The organism is Paraburkholderia lebeckiae (genome assembly GCF_050436325.1).
In the GTDB taxonomy this organism is placed as follows: Bacteria; Pseudomonadota; Gammaproteobacteria; order Burkholderiales; family Burkholderiaceae; genus Paraburkholderia; species Paraburkholderia tuberum.
The window spans coordinates 1,875,718-1,899,710 of record NZ_JBNDLZ010000003.1; the positions used below are offsets into that span (position 1 = coordinate 1,875,718).

The 23,993-nt window shown below is 65.1% G+C and carries 23 protein-coding genes and 2 pseudogenes; 18 read left to right on the top strand and 7 right to left on the bottom strand.

From position 1 onward, the window contains the following. The first annotated feature begins 2 nt into the window (after positions 1–2). The 3 genes from OKW44_RS26485 (at position 3) to OKW44_RS26495 (ending at position 3,544) form a co-directional block, all read left to right on the top strand. Positions 3–1,577, top strand: coding sequence for an efflux transporter outer membrane subunit (locus tag OKW44_RS26485; protein ID WP_035470432.1), 1,575 nt, complete (start codon positions 3–5; stop codon positions 1,575–1,577). A 267-nt stretch (positions 1,578–1,844) separates the two neighbouring features. Continuing rightward, positions 1,845–3,035, top strand: a complete 1,191-nt coding sequence (locus OKW44_RS26490) for an MFS transporter (RefSeq protein ID WP_018419117.1) — start codon at positions 1,845–1,847, stop codon at positions 3,033–3,035. A 326-nt stretch (positions 3,036–3,361) separates the two neighbouring features. Then, positions 3,362–3,544 carry a hypothetical protein gene (locus tag OKW44_RS26495; RefSeq protein ID WP_026225558.1) on the top strand — a complete coding sequence of 61 codons (183 nt, stop codon included), beginning with the start codon at positions 3,362–3,364 and terminating at the stop codon, positions 3,542–3,544. A gap of 100 nt (positions 3,545–3,644) precedes the next feature. Here OKW44_RS26495 and mgrA read toward each other — a convergent pair whose 3' ends face one another. After that, positions 3,645–4,688 (bottom strand): L-glyceraldehyde 3-phosphate reductase, encoded by a 1,044-nt coding sequence (mgrA, locus tag OKW44_RS26500; RefSeq protein WP_018419115.1) that lies wholly within the window; start codon positions 4,686–4,688, stop codon positions 3,645–3,647. Positions 4,689–4,916: 228 nt separating this feature from the next. On the opposite strand from mgrA, the gene OKW44_RS26505 reads away from it, so the two are divergent. Next, entirely contained in the window at positions 4,917–5,123 is a 207-nt protein-coding gene (locus OKW44_RS26505; RefSeq protein ID WP_018419114.1) for a DUF3185 family protein, read from the top strand. A 31-nt stretch (positions 5,124–5,154) separates the two neighbouring features. Here the strand turns inward: OKW44_RS26505 and OKW44_RS26510 are convergent. Further along, positions 5,155–5,921: pseudogene (locus OKW44_RS26510) on the bottom strand (phytanoyl-CoA dioxygenase family protein). A gap of 19 nt (positions 5,922–5,940) precedes the next feature. Beyond that, entirely contained in the window at positions 5,941–6,240 is a 300-nt protein-coding gene (locus tag OKW44_RS26515) for a hypothetical protein (protein WP_162633917.1), read from the bottom strand. A gap of 251 nt (positions 6,241–6,491) precedes the next feature. On the opposite strand from OKW44_RS26515, the gene OKW44_RS26520 reads away from it, so the two are divergent. Further along, on the top strand, positions 6,492–6,854 hold the full coding sequence (locus OKW44_RS26520; protein ID WP_018419112.1) for a hypothetical protein: 363 nt from the start codon (positions 6,492–6,494) through the stop codon (positions 6,852–6,854). A gap of 231 nt (positions 6,855–7,085) precedes the next feature. Here OKW44_RS26520 and metK read toward each other — a convergent pair whose 3' ends face one another. After that, complete coding sequence (metK, locus tag OKW44_RS26525; RefSeq protein ID WP_018419111.1) at positions 7,086–8,276, bottom strand: methionine adenosyltransferase; 1,191 nt, start codon at positions 8,274–8,276, stop codon at positions 7,086–7,088. A 285-nt stretch (positions 8,277–8,561) separates the two neighbouring features. On the opposite strand from metK, the gene OKW44_RS26530 reads away from it, so the two are divergent. From OKW44_RS26530 to hslU, 9 genes and pseudogenes are all read left to right on the top strand, one after another. Then, positions 8,562–9,446: a lipid A biosynthesis lauroyl acyltransferase gene (locus OKW44_RS26530; RefSeq protein WP_018419110.1), complete on the top strand. Its 885-nt coding sequence runs from the start codon at positions 8,562–8,564 to the stop codon at positions 9,444–9,446. Between the two features lie 173 nt (positions 9,447–9,619). Continuing rightward, complete coding sequence (gene dapF / locus OKW44_RS26535) at positions 9,620–10,555, top strand: diaminopimelate epimerase (RefSeq protein WP_018419109.1); 936 nt, start codon at positions 9,620–9,622, stop codon at positions 10,553–10,555. A 57-nt stretch (positions 10,556–10,612) separates the two neighbouring features. Beyond that, positions 10,613–11,371, top strand: a complete 759-nt coding sequence (locus OKW44_RS26540) for a DUF484 family protein (RefSeq protein WP_018419108.1) — start codon at positions 10,613–10,615, stop codon at positions 11,369–11,371. Between the two features lie 27 nt (positions 11,372–11,398). Continuing rightward, a pseudogene (gene xerC / locus OKW44_RS26545) lies at positions 11,399–12,313 on the top strand (tyrosine recombinase XerC); the annotation flags it as partial. Positions 12,314–12,384: 71 nt separating this feature from the next. Then, complete coding sequence (locus OKW44_RS26550) at positions 12,385–13,587, top strand: class I SAM-dependent rRNA methyltransferase (protein WP_018419106.1); 1,203 nt, start codon at positions 12,385–12,387, stop codon at positions 13,585–13,587. A 237-nt stretch (positions 13,588–13,824) separates the two neighbouring features. Further along, entirely contained in the window at positions 13,825–14,904 is a 1,080-nt protein-coding gene (locus OKW44_RS26555) for a CobW family GTP-binding protein (protein ID WP_018419105.1), read from the top strand. 675 nt (positions 14,905–15,579) lie between these two features. Further along, a complete protein-coding gene (gene dksA, locus OKW44_RS26560; protein ID WP_008923580.1) occupies positions 15,580–15,999 on the top strand; it encodes an RNA polymerase-binding protein DksA in 420 nt (139 codons plus the stop codon). Between the two features lie 339 nt (positions 16,000–16,338). After that, positions 16,339–16,875, top strand: a complete 537-nt coding sequence (hslV, locus tag OKW44_RS26565; RefSeq protein ID WP_018419104.1) for an ATP-dependent protease subunit HslV — start codon at positions 16,339–16,341, stop codon at positions 16,873–16,875. Between the two features lie 10 nt (positions 16,876–16,885). Further along, positions 16,886–18,232 carry an ATP-dependent protease ATPase subunit HslU gene (hslU, locus tag OKW44_RS26570; RefSeq protein ID WP_018419103.1) on the top strand — a complete coding sequence of 449 codons (1,347 nt, stop codon included), beginning with the start codon at positions 16,886–16,888 and terminating at the stop codon, positions 18,230–18,232. A 134-nt stretch (positions 18,233–18,366) separates the two neighbouring features. Here hslU and OKW44_RS26575 read toward each other — a convergent pair whose 3' ends face one another. Both OKW44_RS26575 and OKW44_RS26580 read right to left on the bottom strand, forming a co-directional pair. Further along, positions 18,367–18,909 (bottom strand): response regulator transcription factor, encoded by a 543-nt coding sequence (locus OKW44_RS26575; RefSeq protein ID WP_018419102.1) that lies wholly within the window; start codon positions 18,907–18,909, stop codon positions 18,367–18,369. After that, positions 18,906–20,216 (bottom strand): ATP-binding protein, encoded by a 1,311-nt coding sequence (locus tag OKW44_RS26580; protein WP_018419101.1) that lies wholly within the window; start codon positions 20,214–20,216, stop codon positions 18,906–18,908. The genes OKW44_RS26575 and OKW44_RS26580 overlap by 4 nt, the downstream gene beginning before the upstream one ends. Between OKW44_RS26580 and OKW44_RS26585 the strand changes: the two genes are divergently transcribed. Further along, positions 20,215–20,589: a hypothetical protein gene (locus OKW44_RS26585; protein ID WP_018419100.1), complete on the top strand. Its 375-nt coding sequence runs from the start codon at positions 20,215–20,217 to the stop codon at positions 20,587–20,589. The two genes, OKW44_RS26580 and OKW44_RS26585, sit on opposite strands and share 2 nt — an antisense overlap. Before the next feature lie 22 nt (positions 20,590–20,611). Here OKW44_RS26585 and OKW44_RS26590 read toward each other — a convergent pair whose 3' ends face one another. Continuing rightward, positions 20,612–20,836 (bottom strand): cysteine-rich CWC family protein, encoded by a 225-nt coding sequence (locus OKW44_RS26590; protein WP_084754011.1) that lies wholly within the window; start codon positions 20,834–20,836, stop codon positions 20,612–20,614. Positions 20,837–21,099: 263 nt separating this feature from the next. Here OKW44_RS26590 and argB point away from each other — a divergent pair, with 263 nt between their 5' ends. The 3 genes from argB to slmA all read left to right on the top strand — a co-directional run bounded on the left by argB (position 21,100) and on the right by slmA (position 23,676). Then, on the top strand, positions 21,100–21,999 hold the full coding sequence (gene argB, locus OKW44_RS26595; protein ID WP_018419098.1) for an acetylglutamate kinase: 900 nt from the start codon (positions 21,100–21,102) through the stop codon (positions 21,997–21,999). A gap of 157 nt (positions 22,000–22,156) precedes the next feature. Continuing rightward, a complete protein-coding gene (locus OKW44_RS26600) occupies positions 22,157–22,912 on the top strand; it encodes a pyrimidine 5'-nucleotidase (protein ID WP_018419097.1) in 756 nt (251 codons plus the stop codon). A 53-nt stretch (positions 22,913–22,965) separates the two neighbouring features. Beyond that, positions 22,966–23,676 carry a nucleoid occlusion factor SlmA gene (gene slmA, locus OKW44_RS26605; protein ID WP_018419096.1) on the top strand — a complete coding sequence of 237 codons (711 nt, stop codon included), beginning with the start codon at positions 22,966–22,968 and terminating at the stop codon, positions 23,674–23,676. The last annotated feature ends 317 nt before the right edge of the window (positions 23,677–23,993 follow it).

Here is a 23,993-nt window from a genome sequence, read left to right on the forward strand (position 1 = left end):
TCATGAAGAGGTCGGTTTGGCGGCGCGTGGTTGCGTCATTGGCTGGATTCGCGGCTGGGTCGGCGAGCGTTTCCGTTCGCGCCTCGGCGGTTGCGCTGAGCCTCGCCTGCGCGCTCGGCGCCTGCACCGTCGGCCCGGACTACGTGAAGCCCACCGCCGTCACGCCCGCGACCTGGCGCGAACTCGAGGGCACCGGCTGGAAGCCGGCGCAACCGGCCGACACACTCACGCGGGGCGCGTGGTGGCGCATCTACGGCGACGCATCGCTCGATGCGCTCGAACCGCAGGTCGCGAGCGCGAACCAGGACGTGCAGGCCGCCGAAGCGCGCTTTCGCGCGGCGCGCGCGACCGTCGCGCAATATCGCTCGCAATTCTTCCCGGTGGTCACCGCGGGCGCCCAGTATTCGCGGACGCGGACCTCGGAGAACGTGCTGCATAAATCGACCGCCGGTCTCACGCTGAACGACTATCTGATGCAGGCCGACGCGTCGTGGGAGCCGGATCTGTGGGGCCGCGTGTCGCGCAGCGTCGAAGGCGCGAAGGCCGGCGCGCAGGCGAGCGCCGCCGACGTCGACGCCGCGCTGCTGTCGATGCAGGCCGAGCTCGCCACCGATTATTTCGAGCTGCGCGGACTCGATCAGGAGAGTCAACTGCTCGACGACACGATCAAGGCCTACCAGCAGGCGCTCGAACTGACGCAGCATCGCTACGCCGGTGGCATCGCGACCGACGCCGATGTCGCGCAGGCACAAGCACAGCTGAAGACGACCCAGGCGCAGGCGCTCGACCTCGGCGTGCAGCGCGCGCAGCTCGAACATGCGATAGCGATCCTGATCGGCCAGCCGCCTTCTACTTTCACTTTGCCGGTCGCACCGCTCGTCGCGATGCCGGTAGTCGCGGCCACCGGCGTGCCGTCCGGCTTACTCGAACGGCGTCCCGATATCGCGGCGGCGGAGCGGCACGTCGCCGCGATGAACGCGCACATCGGCGTGGCCACCGCGGCGTTTTTCCCCAACCTCGTGCTGGCCGTGACGGGCGGCCTCGAAGCGACCAATTACAGCCAGTGGCTGCTCGCGCCGAGCCGGCTATGGTCGCTCGGGCCGACGCTCGCGGGCACGCTGCTCGACTTCGGCGGCCGCGCGGCGGTCAAGGAGCAGGCGCGCGCGCATTACGACGAAAGCGTCGCGCAATATCGGCAGACGGTGCTGAACGCGTTCGGCCAGATCGAGGACAATCTCGCCGCGCTGCGCGTGCTCGAACAGGAAGCCGCCGCGCAGGACGACGCGGTCGCGGCTGCGCGGCGCGCGCTCGCGGTCGTGTCGGACCGCTACCGGAACGGCGCGATCACCTATCTCGACGTGGTCGTCGCGCAGACGACCGCGCTGACCAACGAGCGCAACGCGGTCGCGATCGCGCGCCGCCGGATGGCCGCGAGCGTCGCGCTGGTGAAGGCGCTCGGCGGCGGCTGGGATACGTCGGCACTGCCGGGCGACGACGCGCTCGTGCATCCGTCGACGGCGACTTCGGGGGCCACGCGGGCGCAGGCGCCGGGCAGTGAAGCCGGGGCGCACGGCTAGCGCCGGGAGATAGGCGCGCGACGTACTGCGAATGGAGCGCTGCGGGCACACCGCGGCGTCGCGGTCTAGCGCACGCCGCTCCGATAGCACGCCGCGTTACCCGCGACGCCGGCTTGAAACGCGTTTTCAGCGTATCCTTAACACTTTTGCGCGTTTCCGTGTGACCCAAGGAGTTTTGTTGTGACCCTGCCGCCGCAATCCCAGCGGACTGCATCTGCCGTTCCCTCCCGCGGCGCAGCTTCAATTGCTTCCGCGAGCACCACCACCGTGTCGGACATCCCTTATCTCGAACGCGGCTCGCGCGCGTACTGGCGTGCCAGCCTCGCGCTGCTGTTCGCCGGCTACGCGACGTTCTCACTGCTCTACTGCGTGCAGCCGCTGCTGCCGTCGTTTTCCGAAGCGTTCAACGTAACGCCGGCGCAAAGCAGTCTGTCGTTGTCACTATCCACTGCCGCGCTCGCGCTCGCGATCTTCGTCGCCGGTTTCGTCTCCGAGGGTTGGAGCCGGCACAAGCTGATGACGCTGTCGCTGACGGTGTCGTCGGTGCTGACGATTGGCGTATCGGTCGCGCCGCACTGGCACCAGCTGCTCGTGCTGCGTACGCTCGAAGGGCTCGCGCTCGGCGGCGTGCCGGCCGTCGCGATGGCTTATCTCGCCGAGGAAGTGCATCCCGACGGCCTCGGCCTCGCAATGGGCCTGTACGTCGGCGGCACGGCGATCGGCGGCATGGCCGGGCGGGTCATCACCGGCGTGGTCGCGGATCTGTTTTCGTGGCGCGTCGCGATCGGCACGATCGGCGTGCTCGGCCTGCTGTCGATGCTCGCGTTCCGCGCGCTGCTGCCACCGTCGCGCCATTTCGTGCCGCGCCGCGGGCTCGGCTTCGCGCATCACCGCACGCTGCTGTTGCGACAGTTCACGCGACCAGGTCTGCCGCTGCTGTTCCTGCTCGGCTTCGTGCTGATGGGCAGCTTCGTCACGCTGTACAACTACATCGGCTACCGGCTGCTCGCGCCGCCGTATCGGTTGAATCAGACGGAGATCGGCGCGATTTTCATCGTCTATCTGGTTGGCGTGGTCGCGTCGCCATGGTCCGGGCGCATGGCGGACACGTTCGGCCGCGCGCGCGTGCTGATCGGGAGCCTGCTGCTGATGGTGTTCGGCCTCGCGCTGACGATGCTGCATCCGCTCGCGGCGATCGCGACCGGGATCGCCTGCGTGACGTTCGGGTTCTTTGCCGGGCATTCGGTCGCGAGCGGCTGGGTCGGGCGGCTGGCGAAAGACGCGAAAGGCCAGGCCGCTGCGCTGTATCTGCTCGCGTACTACATCGGCTCGAGCCTGGTCGGTTCGTATGGCGGCCACGTATGGGCCGGTCATGGCTGGAACGGTGTCGTCGGGCTAGTCGGTGCGCTGCTCGTGATCGGCTTGATCGCGGCGAGCCGCCTGCGCGGGCGCGAATAGCCCGGCGCATCGGTCGCGTTGCGCGGTGCAGGCACCGCGAGCCGGCCGCAATCAGCCAATCCGCATGGATCGGCGGCAAAACGAAAGGCTTGCGTAAACGAACGTTTGATATTTTCCGGCGCGTTTTGTTGCACCGCGCCAATCGCCGCAGGCCGCGCCGCGCCTGGGTTCAGCAGCTTACGAATAAGCGCCGACGCGCCCGCTTGCGCCGTCGCGCCCCTCCATCGGTCTCCTATACTCGATTCGTGCAATGGGGCTGCATGATTTCGAAGCCGCGGACTCTGCTGGAACGACATAGCAATCATCCCGCATGGGAGGAGACGAAGATGACCTACTTTACGATCAGCGATTTCATCCTGGTCATTCCGATGGCATTGGCTGGCGCGCTATTCGTCGGCGCGCTGCCCTGCAAGACCGAGTTGCGACACAACGGGCTGCGTGTGCTGGGCGCGCTGATCGGTGTGATGTGCGCGGTGGCGCTGGTCGAAGGTCTGCCGGCGCTCGTGTAGCGGCGCGGCGAAATACCTGCAGAAAAGCCGCACGCTGAGCGTGCGGCTTCGTTTTGCCCTTGCGTCCGTCCGCCTGTTGCGCGGACGGCTCCTCACGCGATCAGATCGCCTGATCGGTCGACGGCTTTTCCCACAGATTGATCCCGCCTTCGGTCGCATAGCGATCGATTTCGGCGAGTTCGTCGGCCGAGAATGCGAGGTTCTTCAGCGCGCCGACGTTCTCGCGCACCTGCTCCGCGCGGCTGGCGCCGATCAGCACCGACGTCACGCGTGGATCGCGCAACGCCCACGCTAGCGCCATCTGCGCGAGGCTTTGACCACGACGCTGCGCGATGTCGTTGAGCTTCCGCACGTGCTCGATGTTCTGCGGGCTCAGATGCTCGTCTTTCAGCGAACCGCCGCCCGGCTTGTTGACGCGCGCATCGGCCGGCACGCCGTTCAGGTACTTGCCGGTCAACAATCCCTGCGCGAGCGGCGTGAACGCGATCGTGCCCGCGCCGACTTCGTCGAGCGTATCGAGCAGGTCGTGTTCGATCCAGCGGTTCAGCATGTTGTACGACGGCTGATGGATCAGCAGCGGCACCTTGTATTCGTCGAGCAGCTTCGCCATTTCGCGCGTCTTCGCCGACGAGTACGACGAGATGCCGATGTACAGCGCCTTGCCCTGCTGCACCGCGCTCGCGAGCGCGCCCGCGGTTTCCTCGAGCGGCGTATGCGCGTCGAAGCGATGCGAATAGAAGATGTCGACGTAATCGAGGCCCATGCGCTTCAGGCTCTGATCGAGACTCGCGAGCACATATTTGCGCGAGCCGCCGCCCTGGCCGTACGGACCGGGCCACATATCCCAACCGGCCTTCGACGAAATCAGCAACTCGTCGCGATACGGTTTGAAATCGTCCTTGAACAGACGGCCGAAATTGGTTTCCGCGCTGCCGTACGGCGGGCCGTAGTTGTTCGCCAGATCGAAGTGCGTAATGCCGAGGTCGAAGGCCGTGCGCAGGATGTCACGCTGCGTCGAGATCGGCGTAGTGTCGCCGAAGTTGTGCCACAGGCCGAGCGACAGCGCCGGCAGTTTGAGACCCGACTTGCCGCAGACGCGGTATTGCATGTCCGAATAGCGTTCTGAAGCTGCTTCGTAAGCCATTGCTAGTGTCCTTGTCGATGAGATCGCCCGAGGATGGCGGGCGTGAGGATTCGCGCGTTGCGGGAGGCGTGCTGCCGGGAAAATTTGTTGTTGTGGCGTCGCCGCAGTGCGGCCGGACCGCTATGTTAGCCAATCGACGCGGCGCTTGCAGCGCAACCAGTATGCGGGATGGACGAGCACGCACGCCTCACCTACACTCTGGCCGGTTCAGGTTGATGGGAGGTGCAGATGACGAAAGCGATTTCGATCGCGCTGATTGTCGGCGGTATCGTGCTGCTGTATTTCGGCGGGCAGGCGTTCAATTCGGTGAGCAGCGACGTGTCGCGCTTCTTTACCGGCTCGCCGAGCAACAAGGCGATCGTGCTGATCGTCGCGGGCGTGGTGGCGACGCTCGCCGGGCTGACGGGAATCGCGATGTCGGGGCGCAAGCGCTGAGCGTCGGCGCGAGGCCCGCGACCAAAATAATCTAGAACGCGATCTCGGGCTTCGCGGCCGAGCGCGTGCCGGGCAGCGGAACATTGCTTGCGCCGTGATAGGTGAACACCAGCGAGAACTTCACCTCATCGCTGAGATTCTTGCCGGCCGAGTGCAGCGTGTTGCAGTGAAAGAACACCACGTCGCCGGCCTTCAGTTCGGGCGACACCGCCCTGCGGATCGCGGCCTCGTTCTCGGCGAGATCCGCGCGGAAAAACTTCGCTTCGTCGAAACGGTCCGATGTGAACGCGGCGCCGTGCGATTGCGGCACGAACCACAGCGCGCCGTTATCGACGGTTTCCGGGCCGACAGCGAGCCACACCGACACCAGATCGTCGCGCTCGAACGACCAGTAGCGCACGTCGCGATGCCAGCCGGTCAGGCTGCCGTACGCGGGGTGCTTGGTCATCATGCAGTTGTGATGCGCGCGCGACAGACGCGGCTCCTCGCCAAAATACAGCTCCATCCAGCCACGGATTTCGGACGCGGTCGCCCATTGCGCGAACGCGGGGTGACGACCGTACGCGTCGAGCAGGCGCCGCACCGTATGTCCGCCCGGAGCATCCTTCGATGACGGCGCGCCCGGATACTGCAAATCAGCTTCGAATTCGATCGGCGCCGCCGCTTCCTGCAGCTGCCGCTGCGCTGCGCGATCCGCTTCAGTTCGTCGCAACGCTCGGGCGACACGAGTCCTGGCACGACGACAAAACCCTGCTCCCGCAACGTTTGAATCTGCTCTTTCTTCGAATGGAGTGACATGGCGTTCCGTTACCGTCGACTAACTGATGTTCGATTGTAAAACGGGCGCGATCGGGATGCGTTGGTTCACCGCGAGAGGCCCCTGCGTCCTGCTGATCTTTTGCGCCGCTCGCCTTCGCTTTTCGCGGCGCGCCAATGCACCGGTTTCAGGCGCGCGGCGCGCCCGCACCGCACATTCGCTGGGCAAACGCGCACGCAAATCGCCCGTAAAGGGTGACTGCAAACTGGCATCCGCGACGATTCGATCCGCGAAGAAATCCAGTCTCACGGGTAATAACCGACTTTCTGACGTCACGATTCCCGTGTAGTCTGCTCGCATGTCGATCGTCGCTTACGCAGTTTTCTGTTGCGCGCAGGCCGTCAGGGCCCGTGCCGTCGGTTTCTCCGCGTTGTACCTTCGCTGCGCTGTGCGCCGTGTTTCGCGTCGCGATCTCCCGCGCCACGACCCGCACCGAATTTCCCGCTTTCAGGCCGTTCATCGCAACCCCGTCATTGGCACATATGGTGCTGTTTGTCCGTGCACATCCGGTGCACGCGCCGACGTGCGGTTCATTGCCTAAATGTGAAGCCATGCATACTCTTTTGAGCACCCGTCTTACCCGCGCCGCGCTGAAAGCGGCGCGTCCCGCGCGCCGCCATATGATGCGAGCGCTGCGCCATCATGCCGCGCGCACCCGCGCGCTCGGCGAGCAGTGGCGCGACGCGAAGGCCGTCGACGGCTTTCGCACCTGGTTCCATACGTTCTTCTCGGCGCTACGCCAGCAGAGCGGCACGCGCCGTCTGTCGCTGCGCACGCTGCTGCGCAAACCGACACCGTTGCGCCTCGCGGTCGCGAAACGCGCGCCGGCGGTGCGCACGCCTGCGAGCCGCCGACCGCGTCGCCTGTCGACGAGCAGCAGCGGGTGGTTCGCGTTTGCGTTTGCGAGCCGGTGAGATTGCTGGGCCGGTGAGTTGCAGTTGCGCGTTGAGTGGCTAGACCGCTGATCTGCTGACCGGGTGGGCGTTCACCGCTGGGCTGACTTCGAGCGCCGCAAGACTTCGAGCGCGCCGCCTCGACGAGGTGCTTCGCGCGGCGGCTTCGCTACTCCATCGATCGACAAAGAAAAACCCCGCCGGCTCACGCCGGCGGGGTTTGTTTGCTTTCAAGCGGCGATCGGCTCGCGCTTATTCGGCAAGCGCCGCGACCGGCTCAGTGCCTGCCGCTTCGGCGAGTGCGAGCGCCTTGTCGGTGGCTTCCCACGTGAATTCCGGCTCTTCGCGGCCGAAGTGACCATACGCCGCGCTCTTCTCGTAGACCGGGCGCAGCAGGTCGAGCATCTGGATGATGCCCTTCGGACGCAGGTCGAAATGCTGACGCACGAGTTCCGTGATCGTCGCATCCGACACGCGGCCGGTGCCGAACGTGTTGACCATCACCGAGGTCGGCTGGGCGACGCCGATCGCGTACGACACCTGGATCAGGCAGCGCGACGCGAGGCCCGCGGCCACGATGTTCTTGGCGACGTAACGGCCGGCGTACGCTGCCGAACGGTCCACCTTCGACGGATCCTTGCCCGAGAATGCGCCGCCGCCGTGCGGCGCCGCGCCGCCGTACGTATCGACGATGATCTTGCGGCCCGTCAGACCGCAATCGCCCTGCGGACCGCCGATCACGAAACGACCGGTCGGGTTCACGAGGAACTTGATGTCACCCTTGATCAGTTCGGCCGGCAGCGTCGGCTTGATCACCTCCTCGATCACCGCTTCGCGCAGCGTGTCGAGATCGATGTCCGGCGAATGCTGGGTGGACAATACGACGGTGTCGATCGAATGCGGCTTGCCGTCGACGTAGCGCACGGTGACCTGCGACTTGGCATCCGGACGCAGCCAGGGCAGACGGCCGTCGCGGCGCAGATTCGCCTGACGCTCGACGAGGCGGTGCGACAGGTGGATCGGCAGCGGCATCAGTTCCGGCGTTTCCTCGCACGCGTAACCGAACATCAGGCCCTGGTCGCCCGCGCCTTGATCGAGGTTGTTGTCGTGCGCGCGGTCCACGCCCTGGGCGATGTCCGGCGACTGCTTGTCGTAGGCGACGAGCACCGCGCAGCCGCGGTAGTCGATGCCGTAGTCGGTGTTGTCGTAGCCGATGCGCTTGATCGTGTTGCGCGCGATCTGGATGTAGTCGACGTTCGCGGTGGTGGTGATTTCACCGGCCAGCACGACGAGACCCGTGTTGCACAGCGTTTCGGCCGCGACACGCGAGTACTTGTCTTGAGCGAGGATGGCGTCGAGGATCGCGTCCGAGATCTGGTCCGCGACTTTGTCGGGATGGCCTTCGGAAACGGATTCGGAAGTGAAGAAATAGTCATTTGCCACGTTGCAGACTCCTGTTAGTGGTTACGGTTGCGTTCCACGTAGCCGACTTCGGGAGTCTGAAGCGGCGACGCTTTAGCGGATTACCTGACCGATGGACGCAAAACCCATGGAAACCCATGGATCGCACCCGCCGGCTTCGCCCCGCAAGTTGTCTATTAACTCGGCGAAGCCCTTATTATAGCGACTTCCCTTGAATGTCACAGAGTCAAAACGAGTGCGGTATCACGTCTATTTTTCCGCTTTCCACAATTTCGCCCCCTGCGGCGCCGCGCGCCTGGAGGCTGCATGCTGAGCCGCTACGGCGCGAAGCTCGCGATCGGGCTGCTCAAACTCTTTGCGCTGTTGCCTTATGGCTTCGTCGCCCGTCTCGGTAACGGGCTCGGCTGGCTGCTCTACCAGATCCCGAGCCGTCGCAAGCGCATCGTTCATATGAATCTGAAGCTGTGCTTCCCCGACTGGAGCGACGAGCGCCGCAAGGACGTCGCGCAAAAACACTTCCGTCATGCGATCCGCAGCTATCTCGAGCGCAGCGTGCAGTGGTTCGGCTCGGCGAAGAAGCTCGAAAAGCTGATCCAGCTCGACAGCGCGATCGACCTGACGGATCCGAACCTGCCGCCCACATTGTTTCTCGGCTTTCATTTTGTCGGCATCGAGGCCGGTTCGATTTTTCTGAACTACTCGCTTAAGCGCCAGTGCGGCTCCCTCTATCAGCCGATGTCGAATCAGCAGCTCGAGGCAGTCGCGAAAGCAGCGCGCGCGCGTTTCGGCGCGGACATGGCGAGCCGCGCGGATAGCGCGCGCGTCGTGCTGCGCTGGCTGCGCGAACGCAAACCGGTGATGCTCGGCGCGGACATGGACTACGGCGCGCGCAATTCGACGTTCGTGCCGTTCTTCGGCGTGCCGACCTGCACGCTGACCGCGGTCGGCCGTCTCGCGAAGGTCGGGCACGCGCAGGTCGTACCGTTCATCGGCGAGGTGCTGCCGAACTACAAGGGCTACCGGCTCAGGGTCTTCAAGCCTTGGGATAACTATCCGACCGGCGACGATGACGCTGATGCGCGACGCATGAACGAGTTTCTCGAAGAGCAGATTCCGCTGATGCCCGAGCAGTATTACTGGGTGCACAAGCGGTTCAAGACACGCCCGCCGGGGGTGCCGGGGGTGTATTGAAGGTGGGGCTGGGCTCCTTTCCTGCCGTACCGTTTCCGATGTGCCAACGTGTATCATCTGCAATTGGCCGAGCACGGCTCCAATGGGTGATTCACCCAACAGCCGGTGAGGCCGGGATTTTCGGCTCCGCCCGTACGCGCGAAGCCCTAGGCAGCAACGGATACACGGAAAACGTGAAGCTCAAATTCACCAAAATGCACGGCGCGGGCAACGACTTCGTCGTACTCGACGGCTATACCCAACCGGTTGATCTAACCACGGCGCAGGTGCGCGCGTTGGCGGACCGCCATTTCGGCGTCGGCGCCGACCAGTTGCTGCTGGTCGAAAAGCCGACCGTCCAAGGCGTTGATTTCAGATATCGCATCTTCAATTGCGACGGCGGCGAGGTCGAACACTGCGGCAACGGCGCGCGCTGCTTCGTCAAGTTCGTGCGCGAGCGCGGTCTCACCGACCAACGCAGCGTGCGCGTGCAGGTCCAGAAAGGCACGATCACGCTGACGATGCAGGACAACGGCGAAGTGATCGTCGACATGGGCACACCCGTGTTCGATCCCGAACTCGTGCCGTTCGCGACGAAGGGTCTGCAAGGCCGCCGCGAAGGCGCGGATACGCTCTGGCCGCTGGACGTGAACGGCACGACGCGCTGGATGTCGGTGGTGTCGATGGGCAATCCGCACGCCGTGCAGGTCGTCGACGATGCCGAGGTGTTCCCGGTGCTCGTCGAAGGTCCGGCCATCGAGCGGCACACGCGCTTCCCGCAGCGGGTCAACGCGGGCTTCATGCAGATCGTCAACCGCAACGAGATCCGGCTGCGCGTCTACGAACGCGGCGCGGGCGAAACGCTCGCGTGCGGCACCGGCGCGTGCGCGGCGGTCGCGGCCGGCATCCGGCGCGGGCTGCTGGATTCGCCGGTGCTCGTACATACGCACGGCGGCGATCTGACCATCACGTGGGACAGCGCGCACCCAGGCGCGCCGCTACTGATGGCCGGCCCCGCAGCCACCGTCTTCGAAGGGGAGATCGAGTTGGCCGAAGAGGCGTCGAGCGCCTCGTTGGACTCGTCGCAGCACAATCCGTCCAGCCCGGCCGACATGGCGCCCTCCGTCTAACTCATTGACCGACGCGCCGCCGTGAGGCGGCCATCCCGTAGTCCTCTAGCCGAAACCATGAACGAACGCGAAGTCGCCGAATACCTGCTCGCCAATCCCGAATTCTTCGTCGAACACGCGGAAACGCTCGCGACGATCCGGCTCGCGAACCCGCACGGCAAAGCCGCGGTGTCGCTGCAGGAGCGGCAGATGGAGATGCTGCGCGACAAGAACAAGCATCTGGAGCGGCGTCTTGCCGAACTGCTGCGCTACGGTCACGAGAACGACAGCATCGCGTCGAAATTCAACCGCTGGACCATCCGTGTGATGGCCGAGCGCGATCCCTACGCGCTGCCGCGCACGATCGCCGGCGGTCTGCGCGACATCTTCGACGTGCCGCAAGCGGCACTGCGCGTGTGGGACGTCGCCGAGCCGTATGCGCAGGCGGACTTCGCGCGCCACGTCAGCGAGGAAGTGCGCATTTTCGCGGGCAGCCTGAGCACGCCGTACTGCGGCGCAAACACCGGCTTCGAGGCCGCGCAATGGCTCGCGCAAGCTGCGGTCGCGCCCAACGGGACGACCAACCCGGCGGCAAGCGCGACAACGAGCGCGACCGACGACCTCGGCGTCGCGTCGAACGGGACGGCGCAGAGCACCGAATCGATCGCGCTGCTCGCGCTGCGCGACCCCGAAGGCGCCGAAGACGCGCCGACGTTCGGCCTGCTCGTGATGGGCTCATCCGACCCGCGACGCTTCCACGAAGGCATGGCCACCGATTTCCTCACGCAGATCGGCGCGCTCGCGAGCGCCGCGCTGAGCCGGCTGCTGCCGCGCTGAGCCGCGCCACGCAACGTCACCCGTACCGTGACCGCCGCCGACCCGATCGCCGCCTACCTGTCGCATCTCGAGCACGAGCGGCGACTGTCGGCGCACACGCTGCGCGGCTACACGCATGAGCTCGCGGAACTGAAGCAGCTCGCCAAAGGCCGAGCGCTCGAAAGCCTCACCGCCGTCGACATCCGCGGCGCCGTCGCGCGCGCGCATGCGGGCGGTCTCACCGCGCGGTCGATCGGCCATCGGCTGTCGGCATGGCGTGCGTTTTATCGCTGGCTCGCGGGCCAAGTCGAGTTGCCGGCCAATCCGGTCGCCGCGGTGCGCGCGCCGAAGCAGGCGAAAACGCTGCCGAAGGCGCTTTCCGTCGACGACACCGCGCGCCTGATGGACAGCCCGCCCGCCGACTCGCCCGAAGGCCTGCGCGATCACGCGATGCTCGAGCTGTTCTACTCGTCGGGCCTGCGCCTCGCCGAACTGGTCGGCCTCGACGTTCGTTTCGCCGACGTCGACGGCTATCGCTCGGCCGGCTGGCTGAAACTCGATTCCGGCGAAGTCGAAGTGCTCGGCAAAGGCAATCGGCGTCGCGTCGTGCCGGTGGGCAGCAAGGCGGTCGCGGCGCTGAACGCATGGCTCGCGGTGCGCGAACCGATGGTCCGCCACGATCCGCATCCGCTGTTCCTGTCGGCGCGCGGCAACCGGCTGTCGCCGAACGTCGTGCGCGAGCGCGTGAAGCGCGCGGCGCTCGCCGCCGGCATTCCGGCCAACGTGCATCCGCACGTGCTGCGCCATTCGTTCGCGACGCACGTGCTGCAGTCGAGCGGCGACCTGCGCGCCGTGCAGGAGCTGCTCGGCCACGCGAGCATCACCGCGACGCAGGTTTATACGGGCCTCGATTTCCAGCACCTCGCCCACGTCTACGACAGCGCGCATCCTCGCGCAAAAGAAACGCAACTGATCACGCGACTGACGCCGCGCGCCACGACGCGCCGCCTTCGCTTGCACTTTACCTACACCTGATGAATACCGTTACGCTCAAACCGTCGAAAGAAAAATCGCTACTACGCCGGCATCCGTGGGTCTATGCCAATGCGATCGAGCACGTCGACGGTCGCCCCGCGCCCGGCGCGACCGTGCTCGTGCGCGCGCACGATGGCCGCTTTCTCGCCCGCGCCGCCTACAGCCCGCACTCGCAGATCCGCGCGCGCGTCTGGAGCTTCGACGAAGCCGAGCCGATCGATCACGCGTTCTTCAAGCGCCGCGTGCAGCGCGCGTTCGCGCATCGTCAGGCGATGGTGCGCGACACCGGCGCGGTGCGGCTGATCTTCGGCGAGGCGGACGGTCTGCCGGGCCTGATCGTCGATTACTACGTCGCCGACGACGCGGATCAGCGCAGCCAGATAGTCTGTCAGTTCATGGCGGCCGGCGTCGAAGCGTGGAAGGACGCGATCGTCGCGGCGCTGGTCGGCGCGACCGGCTGCCCGAACGTCTACGAGCGCTCGGACGTGTCGATCCGTCAGAAGGAAGGGCTCGAGCAGATCACGGGCGTGCTCGCCGGCGAGCCGCCTTCCGAGAAGCTGATCGCGAGCGAAAACGGCGTGCGCTATCACGTCGACGTGCGCAACGGCCACAAGACCGGCTTCTATGTCGACCAGCGCGATAACCGCCTGCTCGTGCAGCAGTTCGCGAAAGACCGCGACGTGCTGAACTGCTTCTGCTACACCGGCGGCTTTTCGCTCGCGGCGCTCAAGGGTGGCGCGAAGCGCGTGGTGTCGGTCGATTCGTCGGGGGAAGCGCTCGCGCTCGCGCAGCAGAACGTCGCGGCCAACGGCTTCGACGCCGACCGCGCGAACTGGCTAGACGCCGACGCGTTCAAGACATTGCGGCGCCTCTACGACGAAGGCGAACGCTTCGACCTGATCGTGCTCGATCCGCCGAAATTCGCGCCATCGCGCGAGCACGTGGACCGCGCGGCGCGCGCGTACAAGGACATCAATCTGACGGGCCTGAAGCTGCTGCGCCCGGGCGGTTTGCTGTTCACGTACTCGTGCTCGGGCGCGATCGATCCCGAGCTGTTCCAGAAGATCGTGGCGGGCGCGGCCGCCGACGCACGCGTCGACGCACGCATCCTGAAGCGCCTTGGCGCGGGCGTCGATCATCCGCTGCTCACTGCGTTCCCCGAAGGCGAGTATCTGAAGGGGCTGCTGTTGCAAATCGCCTGATCGCCCTTATTTCCCGGTGATTGCGCGTGGCGGCGGCGGCAGCGGCCAGCCTCCCGCGCAGGCGGCCATCAGCCGGCCGCAGGGCGGCCGCCCCTGCGCCCGGCTGGCAAATATGTTCCAATAACCGGCTGGACAGGGCTCGCGCCATCTGGCTGCGGCGGCCCGCCTAACGCATCTGGCTAGCCTTGCGCGCTAGCGTCCGATCACGCACCGTTTCACGACTTACAGGCGACCCACATGATTCCAGTCACCATCCTGACCGGCTTTCTCGGCAGCGGCAAAACCACCCTGCTCAAGCGCATCCTGAACGAAAAGCACGGCATGAAGATCGCCGTCATCGAGAACGAGTTCGGCGAAGAGAACATCGACAACGAGATCCTCGTGCAGGACACGAGCGAGCAGATCATCCAGATGAGCAACGGCTGCATCTGCTGCACGATTCGCGGCGACCTGTCGCGCGTGCTCAACGATCTGGCCGCGAAGAAGCAGGCGGGCGAAGTGGACTTCGACCGCGTCGTCATCGAAACCACCGGCCTAGCGAATCCGGGCCCGGTCGCGCAAACCTTCTTCATGGACGACCAGATCGCGAGCGAATTCCTGCTCGACGCGATCATCACGCTGGTCGACGCGAAGCATGCGAACCATCAGCTCGACCAGCACGAAGTGGTGCAGCGCCAGGTCGGTTTCGCGGACCGGCTGTTCATTACGAAGGCCGATCTCGTCGACGAGCGGCACGTGGGCGATCTGCGCCACCGTCTGCTGCACATGAACCCGAAGGCGGCGATCAAGGTCGTCAATTTCGGCGAGGCGGACATCAAGGAAATTTTCGATCTGCGCGGCTTCAACCTGAACTCGAAGCTCGAAATCGATCCGGACTTCCTGAGTGAAGACGAACACGCGCATAGCCACGCGCACGCGCACGACGAGCACGGCCACACGCAAGGCGACCATGACCACGATCACGCCAATTGCGATCACGAAGGCCATGATCACGGACATCACCACCATGCGCATCACGACGACAAGATCAAGTCGTTCGTGTACCGCAGCGATCGTCCGTTCGATCCGAACAAGCTCGAAGACTTCCTCGGCGGCATCCTGCAGATCTATGGCGAGCACCTGCTGCGCTACAAGGGTGTGCTGTACATGAAGGGCGTCGATCGCAAGGTCGTGTTCCAGGGCGTGCATCAAATGATGGGCAGCGACCTCGCCGCGAAATGGCAACCGGCCGAGAAGAAGACCAACAAGATGGTGTTCATCGGCATCGAACTGCCGCGCGACCTGATCACCGACGGTCTCGACGCCTGCCTCGCCTGAGCGGACGCAGCGCCGTCGCGCAAGCAAGCCTCGGAGCAGCCCACGACACGCCGCGCGCAGCGCGGCATGCACCGTGCTAGTGCGGTGAGACGCCCGCCGCCGACTGCGCGGGCGAGAATCCTCTGCTGAAACGGCGACGCCGCGGCGCCGAGGCCTTTCGAATCCAGGTCATATGAAAAACGCGTGAAAACCCTGCTGTATTAAAGCGTGCACGACCATCGCTTTTTGGCTTTGTGCGCGTTATATTTTCGGGATATCGCTGCGCCGCAGGCCGGCTTTCAGCAGTTGCGGTGCCGAATTGTGATTCAGTTACAATACGTGCCCACTGGAGAATGACAACGAATTGCCCGGTCGCGCGTATCCCGCGACGGGCCTGAAACGGCGCCGGAAAATCTTGTCCGGAGACCCGCCGAAAACGCCGGCGGGCACGGCCTGAAAAGGCACGCGCTCGTCGGCGAGCGATGCCTCAGGAGCATGTGTGAATCGGTTTCCAGAGGAGTTCGGCCCCGCAGCGGCGTAGCTAGCAACGCCCGGTGTGTGGGCGCCAGGCGCTTCGGCGTCACGACAGTCCAACGTTCGTGGCCACCCTGCGCTGCGCGTCCGCGCGACGCGTTTGCGGGCAATACGAAAGTGCGGGCACTATGAGTTTTGCCTCACATTGAAGAAGTAAGCCAGATGACGACGAAACGACTCTTGACCGAAGCCGAAATCCTGAAGATGAGCGACAAGGATTACATGAATGAGGATCAGCTCGCCTTCTTCAAGAACAGGCTCGAACAGTTGCAGGCGGACATTCTCCGCAATGCCGGCCAGACGACCGAGAACCTGCGCGAAACGGTCATCGTGCCGGACCCGGCCGATCGCGCCACGATCGAGGAAGAGCATGCGCTCGAACTGCGCACGCGCGACCGCGAACGCAAGCTGCTGAAGAAGGTGCAGCAATCGATCGCGCGAATCGAGGCGGGCGACTATGGCTGGTGCGAGGAAACCGGCGAGCCGATCGGCATTCCGCGTCTGCTCGCGCGGCCCACGGCTACGCTGTCGCTCGAAGCCCAGGAGCGCCGCGAACTGCGCCAAAAGCTGTTCGGCGACTGATTATCTGCGGCGCGGCTTCGGCTTGGCGCCCTGAAAACGCTGCTTCGTCGAGAGGCGCACGGTGAACCGTGCGCCTTTTCTTTTTGCGCGACATCCGCGCATGCTCCGCCATCCGTCCCGCCCCGCCGTCCCTTCCCGCCTCGTTTCTCAGGCTCCCTGAGCGGATTCTCAGTTTTTCGTCCTAGGCCTTCCGGCGGATCTTGATATGACCGCGCGCGCCCTAAAATAGATCGGACATGCGCTCATGAGCGCGCCAGCCGGCGCGCCGTCCGCTGACTGGATTCATGCGGTAGCACACAGCGCTGCCGCGTCCTACCTGTTTTGCAAAGAGGAACGCATATGGAGCAATTTCACGGCACGACGATCGTTTCCGTGCGCCGCGGCAACACGGTTGCGCTCGGCGGCGACGGCCAGGTCACGCTCGGCAACATCGTCATGAAAGGCGGCGCGAAGAAGGTCCGGCGCATCTACAACGGCAAGGTGCTAGTCGGCTTCGCCGGCGGCACGGCGGATGCCTTCTCGCTGCTCGACCGCTTCGAGGCGAAGCTGGAAAAACATCAGGGCAATCTGACGCGGGCGGCCGTGGAGCTCGCGAAAGACTGGCGCACCGACCGCATGCTGCGTCGTCTCGAGGCGATGCTGATCGCCGCGGACGCGACCACCACGCTCGTCATCACCGGCAACGGCGACGTGCTCGATCCCGAAGGCGGCATCTGTGCGATCGGCTCGGGCGGTGCGTACGCGCAGGCGGCCGCGAAGGCGCTTGCCGACAACACCGAGCTGTCGCCGCGCGACATCGTGGAGAAGTCGCTGGAAATCGCCGGCGACATGTGCATCTACACGAACCATAACCGCGTCATTGAGACGATCGAGTAAGGACCCATCGATGAGCACCATGACCCCCGCCGAGATCGTCTCCGAACTCGACAAACACATCATCGGCCAAGGCCGCGCGAAGAAAGCCGTGGCGGTCGCGCTGCGCAACCGCTGGCGCCGTCAGCAGGTCGACGATCCGCTGCGCCAGGAAATCACGCCGAAGAACATCCTGATGATCGGACCGACCGGCGTCGGCAAGACCGAAATCGCGCGGCGTCTCGCGAAGCTCGCGGACGCGCCGTTCATCAAGATCGAAGCGACCAAGTTCACCGAAGTCGGCTACGTGGGCCGCGACGTCGACAGCATCGTGCGCGACCTGATCGAAATTTCGGTCAAGCAGACCCGCGAAACCGAAATGCGCAAAGTGCGGACCAAGGCCGGCGATCTGGCCGAAGACCGCATCCTCGACATCCTGCTGCCAACCGCACGGCCGGTCGGCTTCGGTTCGAGCTCGAGTTCGACCGACACCGCCGATGAAGGCAGCACGACGCGTCAAACGTTCCGCAAGCGCCTGCGCGAAGGCCAGCTCGACGACAAGGAAATCGAGCTCGACGTCGAGCAGCCGCAGGTCGGCATGGACATCATGGGGCCGCCGGGCATGGAAGACATGACCGAGCAGATCCGCTCGATGTTCGCCAACATCGGCGGCGGCAAGAAGATGCGCCGCAAGATGAAGGTCAAGGAAGCGCTGAAGGTGCTCACCGACGAAGAAGCCGGCAAGATGCTGAACGACGAAGAGGTGAAGAGCAAGGCGGTGCAGAACGTCGAGCAGAACGGCATCGTGTTCCTCGACGAAATCGACAAGATCGCGTCGCGCAACGAAGCGGGCGGCGGTGAAGTGTCCCGTCAGGGCGTGCAGCGGGATCTGCTGCCGCTCGTCGAAGGCACGACGATCAACACCAAGTACGGCATGGTGAAGACCGATCACATCCTGTTCATCGCGAGCGGCGCGTTTCATCTCGCGAAGCCGAGCGACCTGATTCCCGAGCTGCAGGGACGCTTCCCAATTCGCGTCGAGCTCGATTCGCTGTCGGTCAACGACTTCGAATCGATCCTCGTCTCGACGGACGCGAGCCTCGTCAAGCAATACCAGGCCCTGCTCGCGACAGAAGACGTACACCTCGAATTCGCCGACGACGGCATCCGCCGTCTCGCCGAGATCGCGTACTCGGTCAACGAGAAGACCGAGAACATCGGCGCGCGGCGTCTATATACGGTGATTGAAAAACTGCTCGAAGAAGTGTCGTTCTCGGCCGGCAATCATTCGGGCCGTGCAGTGCAGATCGACGCGGCGTATGTCGATCGCGCTTTGAACGAAGTCGCCGAAGACGAGGATCTGTCGCGCTACGTGCTGTGACATGCGCAGTGACAGCGTGAAGCGCTGATGCATGAAAAAACGGGCTGCCTTCGCATGGGCAGCCCGTTTTGTTTTGTGTCGCCCTTCACGCGGCGGCGCCTCGAGCAGCCAGCGCCGCGCCACACGATCGCCGCCTACTGCTTCACCGGCCGCTTCGCCAACTTGCGCTGCAACGTGCGCCGATGCATGTTCAACGCGCGCGCGGTCGCCGAGATATTGCCGTTGTGTTCTGCGAGCACACGCTGGATATGCTCCCATTCGAGCCGCGCCACCGACAGCGGCTGCGGATGCTCGATCGCTTCCTCGGCCTGCAACGCGCTCGCCTCGCTTTGCAGCGCCGACAGGATCGTCTCGACGTTGGCGGGCTTTGCGAGATAGTTGTCGGCGCCGTCCTTGACCGCCTGCACCGCGGTGGCGATGCTCGCGTAGCCGGTCAGCACGAGCATGCGCGCATCGGGCTGCAGATCGCGTAACGGCGCGACGAGCGTCAGGCCGGAGTCGTTGCCGAGGTGCAGGTCCACGGTGATCTCGCTGAACTTCTGCTGATTCGCGAGCCGGATCGCCTCGTCCGCGTTGTGTGCTTCGCTCACCGTGTAGCCGCGCCGCGTCAAGCCGCGCGCGAGGATGCCGGAGAACACTTCGTCGTCGTCGATCACCAGAAAATTCTTTTCGCTCATGCCTGTCTCTCCGTGTTGGATGGCGCGGCGCCATGTGGGCTCGCTCCGGAAATCTTGCGCGCGGCGAGCGGCAGTCGCAGCACCGCACGCGTGCCGCGCGGCCGTCCGCCGTTGGCGTCGGTCAGCTCGATCGATCCCTTCAGACGCGCCGCCGCCGAAAACGCCAGATACAGGCCGACGCCGTGACCGCCCTGCGTGCTCTCCACCGGCATCGCGCCGAGCGAGCCTCGCAGCGCGGCCGGAATGCCCGCACCGTGGTCGCACACTTCGAACACGATCTGGTCGCCGTGTGGCGCGAGCGCGCAGGACAGTGTCACGTGATCGCGGCTCGCGCGCGCGGCGTTGTCGAGCAGGATCGTCAGTATCTGGCTGACGGCCACCGTGTCGTTGAGACTGACATCGGCGGGCGGTGTGCCAAGCCGCTCGAACTTCACGTGAGGATGGCGCAGGCGCCATTGCCCGGCAAATGATTCGAGCCATTCGTCGACCGGCTGGCGGTTCGTCGTGGTCGTTGCGCGGCTGCGCAACCGCGCGAGCGCCGATGTGCAGAGCATCATCTGCTGCTCGAGCAGCTCGAGATCGGCGCGGTAGGGGGCGAGTCCCGCGTCGGTCCGCGCCGCGTCGCGCAATTCTTCGGACAACATCGCGATTGTAGACAGAGGGGTGCCGATTTCGTGTGCCACGGTGGCCGCCTGCACGCCGAGCGCGACCGCCCGTTCGTCGTGGAGCAAGCGCTGCTGCGCTTCTCCAAGCGCTGCGTCACGTAGCCGCAGCGCTCGGGACATGCGCGCGACGAACCACGCAATCAGCCCCACGCTGACCATGAAGTTGACCCACATGCCCGAGCGGTAGTAGTCGAACAGGTTGGCGGGATTCTCGAGATTGAGCGGCACGGAATCGAAACTGAGCATCGCGTAGCAGGCGACCGCGAACGCCGCGAGCCATGCCATCAGATACCACGGCAGCACGGCCGCCGCGATCGCAAGCGATGGCAGGTACAGCGACACGAACGGGTTGGTGGTGCCGCCGGACAGGAACAGCAGCGCCGACAACGCCCCGAGATCGACCCAGATCTGCCCGAACAGCTCGAGGTTGGACTCGGGACGCTGCTGCGACACGCGCCACCACGTGAGCGCGTTGAACAGCACTTCGAGCCCGATCACGAGCAGCATCGCGGGCAACGGCAGATTGGCGCCGATGAAGATCTGCACGAACGCGATCGTCAGCAGCTGACCGATGATCGCGAGGCTGCGCAGCCAGAACAGATGACCGAGATTGACGCGGCCGGTGTTGGTTATACGGTGCATGACCCTAGTCTACCCGTTAGCCGCCGCGGCCCGAGCCAGTGGCGCCACGGCAGATGAAGCCCGTTGCTTCGCCGCCGCGGCCAAACTGCACCCGCTCGACGACGCCTCGCTCGACGCGCTCATCGCCGCATTGCTCGCGCAGCAGCGCCCTGCGGAGGCGCTCGAACTCGCCGCCATTATTGCCCCACTCGACCCGGGAAACGCCGTCGCACAATTCCGCGCCGGCTACACGCTCCAGATGGCCAGCCGGCACGCCGACGCGATCGCCCCGGATCGGCAGCCGCGGTTCGGCGAATGGGAGCCGGCGCTGGAAGAGATTGCGCGCGATCTGCGGGCTGGTGGCGCAGCATCGCCGCGCGTCGGCGGTTTCTGATCGCCCCGGACAAACCGGACCATCACGGCCGCTCATGCTCACTCGCCTCGTGTGTCGCCTGTGCAATCTCCGCGGCAAGACACTCCGGGCACAGACACCGGCCGCCTGGCTTTAACCGCTCGACCGATAGCGGCGGCAGCGCGCGGCACCAGCAGTTGGACGGCTCGGTCTGCATGCCGCAGTCGAAAGCATTGCCGCAGCGCGGACAGCGTGCGCTGCGTTCGGAGCGGGGGGAAGACGATTTCATCGCAGGTCGGCGCACAGAACCGGGGACATTGATCAAGCCATGATGCCATGACTGACACGCTCAGGTGCAGTCGTCCGTTCGGCCAATGCACAGCCGTCATGCAAGTGCGTTACGCTTGCTGTTCGCCGCCCCGCGGCCCGTTATGGTGCGGTACGCCAAGCCTGCACCGCCGTCGCTCGCGCCGCGGCCGAAAACCCTGTTGCAGCGCGCCAGTCCTGTACAATTCGCGCTGTTTTAACTGTTCCGTGCCCGAGCCTGCCGCCATGTCCGAGCTTCCCGACCTCTCGCAGATTGCGCCCACCCTGAAAGCCGAAATTCTGGCCGAGGCGCTGCCTTACATCCGTCAGTATCACGGTAAGACCGTGGTCATCAAATACGGCGGCAACGCCATGACCGAAGAACGTCTGAAGCAGGGCTTCGCGCGCGACGTGATTCTGCTGAAGCTGGTCGGCATCAACCCGGTCATCGTGCATGGCGGCGGTCCGCAAATCGACCAGGCGCTTAAGAAAATCGGCAAACAGGGCACGTTCATCCAGGGCATGCGCGTCACCGACGAAGAGACGATGGAAGTCGTCGAATGGGTGCTCGGGGGCGAGGTGCAGCAGGACATCGTGATGCTGATCAACCATTTCGGCGGCCACGCGGTCGGCCTGACCGGCAAGGATGGCGGCCTGATCCACGCGCGCAAGATGCTGATGCCGGATCGCGAAACTCCGGGCCAGTACGTCGACATCGGCCAGGTCGGCGAAGTCGAGTCGATCAACCCAGCGGTCGTGAAGGCGTTGCAGGACGACGCGTTCATTCCGGTGATCTCGCCGATCGGCTTCGGCGAAGACGGCCTGTCGTACAACATCAACGCGGATCTCGTCGCGGGCAAGCTGGCGGTCGTGCTGAACGCCGAAAAGCTCGTGATGATGACCAACATCCCCGGCGTGATGGACAAGGAAGGCAATCTGCTGACAGACCTGTCGGCGCGCGAAATCGACGGTCTGTTCGAAGACGGCACCATCTCCGGCGGCATGCTGCCGAAGATCTCCTCCGCGCTCGATGCGGCGAAGAGCGGCGTGCGCTCGGTGCACATCATCGACGGCCGCATCGAGCACTCGGTGCTGCTCGAAATTCTGACCGAACAGCCGTTCGGCACGATGATCCGCTCGCATTGATCGTTGCGGCATCCCCGGCACAGGGGTTGCGTCTGAGCGGCGCGACGCCTGTGCCCCGCCTCGCGGCCGGCAGTCCATGCGCGCCCACGAGCGTTGATGCGGCAATCTCTGCGCATCCGCAGCATGAAACGCCCGTCAGCGGCTGAAGAAATCCACCATGCGCACCCCCACATCGCGTCGCCGCCGTCCTGACCTCGCGGGCGGCAAGCCCGTCTGGCTGTTCGATCTAGACAATACGCTGCACCGCGCGTCACATGCCATTTTCCCCGCGATCAATCGCGGCATGACCCAGTACATCATCGATGCGCTGCGAGTCGACATCGACGAAGCCAACCGTCTGCGCACCGGCTACACGCTGCGCTACGGCGCAGCGCTGCTCGGTCTCACGCGCCACCATCCGCTCGACGCGCACGACTTCCTGAAGGTCGTGCACACGTTCCCTGACCTCTGCTCGATGATCCGCCACGAGCGCGGCGTTGCGCGTCTGATCGCGGCGCTGCCGGGCCGCAAGATCGTGCTGACCAACGCGCCCGAAACGTACGCGCGCGCGGTGCTCGCCGAGTTGCGCATCGAGCGGCTATTCGAGCGCGTGATCGCGATCGAGCACATGCGCGATCGCCGCCAATGGCGCGCGAAGCCCGATCACGCGATGCTGCGCCGTGCGATGCGCGACGCGCACGTGTCGCTGAAAGACGCGATCCTCGTCGAGGACACGCGTTCGCACCTGAAAAACTATCGACGGCTCGGCATCCGCACCGTGTGGATTACCGGGCACCTGCCGCGCAAGCCGCACGCGGACGGTGTACCGACGCGCCTGCCGGGCACCGGCCGGCCGCATTATGTCGACCGCAGCATTCGTTCGCTAAAATCGCTACGACTGGGCACGCGCTCGGTTCGATGGAAGGGACGCTAGCCGGGACAGTAGGGACGAAAGCCGCCAACGACATCAGCCGGAGGACGACAGCCATGCAGCCGATCGACAAGCCTGACGAAACCTCAGCCGCAGCCTCTTCCGCGGCGCCGGCCGCCACACGCGCGCCGCGTCCGAAGCCGGGCGAGCGTCGCGTGCACATCCTGCAGACGCTTGCCAGTATGCTCGAGGCGCCGAAGAGCGAAAAGGTCACCACGGCCGCGCTCGCCGCCCGGCTCGGTGTGTCGGAAGCCGCGCTGTATCGCCATTTCGCCAGCAAGGCGCAGATGTTCGAAGGGCTGATCGAGTTCATCGAGCAGACGCTGTTCGGTCTCATCAACCAGATCACCGGTCACGAAAACAACGGCGTGCTGCAGGCGCGCGCGATCGCGTTGATGCTGCTCAACTTTCCCGCGAAAAATCCCGGCATGACGCGCGTGCTGACCTGCGAGGCACTGATCGGCGAGCACGAGCGACTCACCGAGCGCGTGAACCAGATGCTCGAACGGGTCGAGGCATCACTGAAGCAGTGCTTGCGGCTCGCGCGGACCGAAGCGCTTGCCCGTGCGGATAACGACGTCACAGGCAACGCCGGCCCGCAGACCGCACCGCAATCCACCGCGTTGCCTGCCGACTACGATCCCGCAATTCGCGCGAGCCTGGTGGTGAGCTACGTGATCGGCCGCTGGCATCGCTATGTGCGCAGCGGTTTCGCGCGGCCGCCCGCCGAACACGCGGACGAGCAACTGCTGCTGATTCTTCAGTAGTCCGCGAGGACTCGCACCCTTCGCGCGGCATCGCCCATGCCGCTGCCGTGCGGAATTTTCCGCTATACTTTGCGCCTGATGTTGCCGCTGCCTTCCGATGCATAACGGACCGCGCCAAGGCATCCCGAAACACGTTGCACCCGGTTTCACACCCATTCACGCGCCGATTTGCTGACTCGATTGCGGGCGCGCGAACCCTTGGCCCTAGGCCCGCGGTTCACTATAAATGCGGCTAAAGAGGTCGTCAGCTGCGCACACCGTCCTTCTCTTCGTGCTTCGCCGACGCCGTTTAGCCGCCCTGTTGACTCAATGGCGGA

Excerpts from the sequence above, each read along its gene's own strand:
- OKW44_RS26485 (WP_035470432.1), top strand. The coding sequence starts at position 3 with ATGAAGAGGTCGGTTTGGCGGCGCGTGGTTGCGTCATTGGCTGGATTC.
- OKW44_RS26495 (WP_026225558.1), top strand. The coding sequence starts at position 3,362 with ATGACCTACTTTACGATCAGCGATTTCATCCTGGTCATTCCGATGGCA.
- mgrA (WP_018419115.1), bottom strand. The coding sequence starts at position 4,688 with ATGGCTTACGAAGCAGCTTCAGAACGCTATTCGGACATGCAATACCGC.
- OKW44_RS26505 (WP_018419114.1), top strand. The coding sequence starts at position 4,917 with ATGACGAAAGCGATTTCGATCGCGCTGATTGTCGGCGGTATCGTGCTG.
- OKW44_RS26515 (WP_162633917.1), bottom strand. The coding sequence starts at position 6,240 with ATGCGAGCAGACTACACGGGAATCGTGACGTCAGAAAGTCGGTTATTA.
- OKW44_RS26520 (WP_018419112.1), top strand. The coding sequence starts at position 6,492 with ATGCATACTCTTTTGAGCACCCGTCTTACCCGCGCCGCGCTGAAAGCG.
- OKW44_RS26530 (WP_018419110.1), top strand. The coding sequence starts at position 8,562 with ATGCTGAGCCGCTACGGCGCGAAGCTCGCGATCGGGCTGCTCAAACTC.
- OKW44_RS26540 (WP_018419108.1), top strand. The coding sequence starts at position 10,613 with ATGAACGAACGCGAAGTCGCCGAATACCTGCTCGCCAATCCCGAATTC.
- OKW44_RS26550 (WP_018419106.1), top strand. The coding sequence starts at position 12,385 with ATGAATACCGTTACGCTCAAACCGTCGAAAGAAAAATCGCTACTACGC.
- OKW44_RS26555 (WP_018419105.1), top strand. The coding sequence starts at position 13,825 with ATGATTCCAGTCACCATCCTGACCGGCTTTCTCGGCAGCGGCAAAACC.
- dksA (WP_008923580.1), top strand. The coding sequence starts at position 15,580 with ATGACGACGAAACGACTCTTGACCGAAGCCGAAATCCTGAAGATGAGC.
- hslV (WP_018419104.1), top strand. The coding sequence starts at position 16,339 with ATGGAGCAATTTCACGGCACGACGATCGTTTCCGTGCGCCGCGGCAAC.
- hslU (WP_018419103.1), top strand. The coding sequence starts at position 16,886 with ATGAGCACCATGACCCCCGCCGAGATCGTCTCCGAACTCGACAAACAC.
- OKW44_RS26575 (WP_018419102.1), bottom strand. The coding sequence starts at position 18,909 with ATGAGCGAAAAGAATTTTCTGGTGATCGACGACGACGAAGTGTTCTCC.
- OKW44_RS26585 (WP_018419100.1), top strand. The coding sequence starts at position 20,215 with ATGACCCTAGTCTACCCGTTAGCCGCCGCGGCCCGAGCCAGTGGCGCC.
- OKW44_RS26580 (WP_018419101.1), bottom strand. The coding sequence starts at position 20,216 with ATGCACCGTATAACCAACACCGGCCGCGTCAATCTCGGTCATCTGTTC.
- OKW44_RS26590 (WP_084754011.1), bottom strand. The coding sequence starts at position 20,836 with ATGAAATCGTCTTCCCCCCGCTCCGAACGCAGCGCACGCTGTCCGCGC.
- argB (WP_018419098.1), top strand. The coding sequence starts at position 21,100 with ATGTCCGAGCTTCCCGACCTCTCGCAGATTGCGCCCACCCTGAAAGCC.
- OKW44_RS26600 (WP_018419097.1), top strand. The coding sequence starts at position 22,157 with ATGCGCACCCCCACATCGCGTCGCCGCCGTCCTGACCTCGCGGGCGGC.
- slmA (WP_018419096.1), top strand. The coding sequence starts at position 22,966 with ATGCAGCCGATCGACAAGCCTGACGAAACCTCAGCCGCAGCCTCTTCC.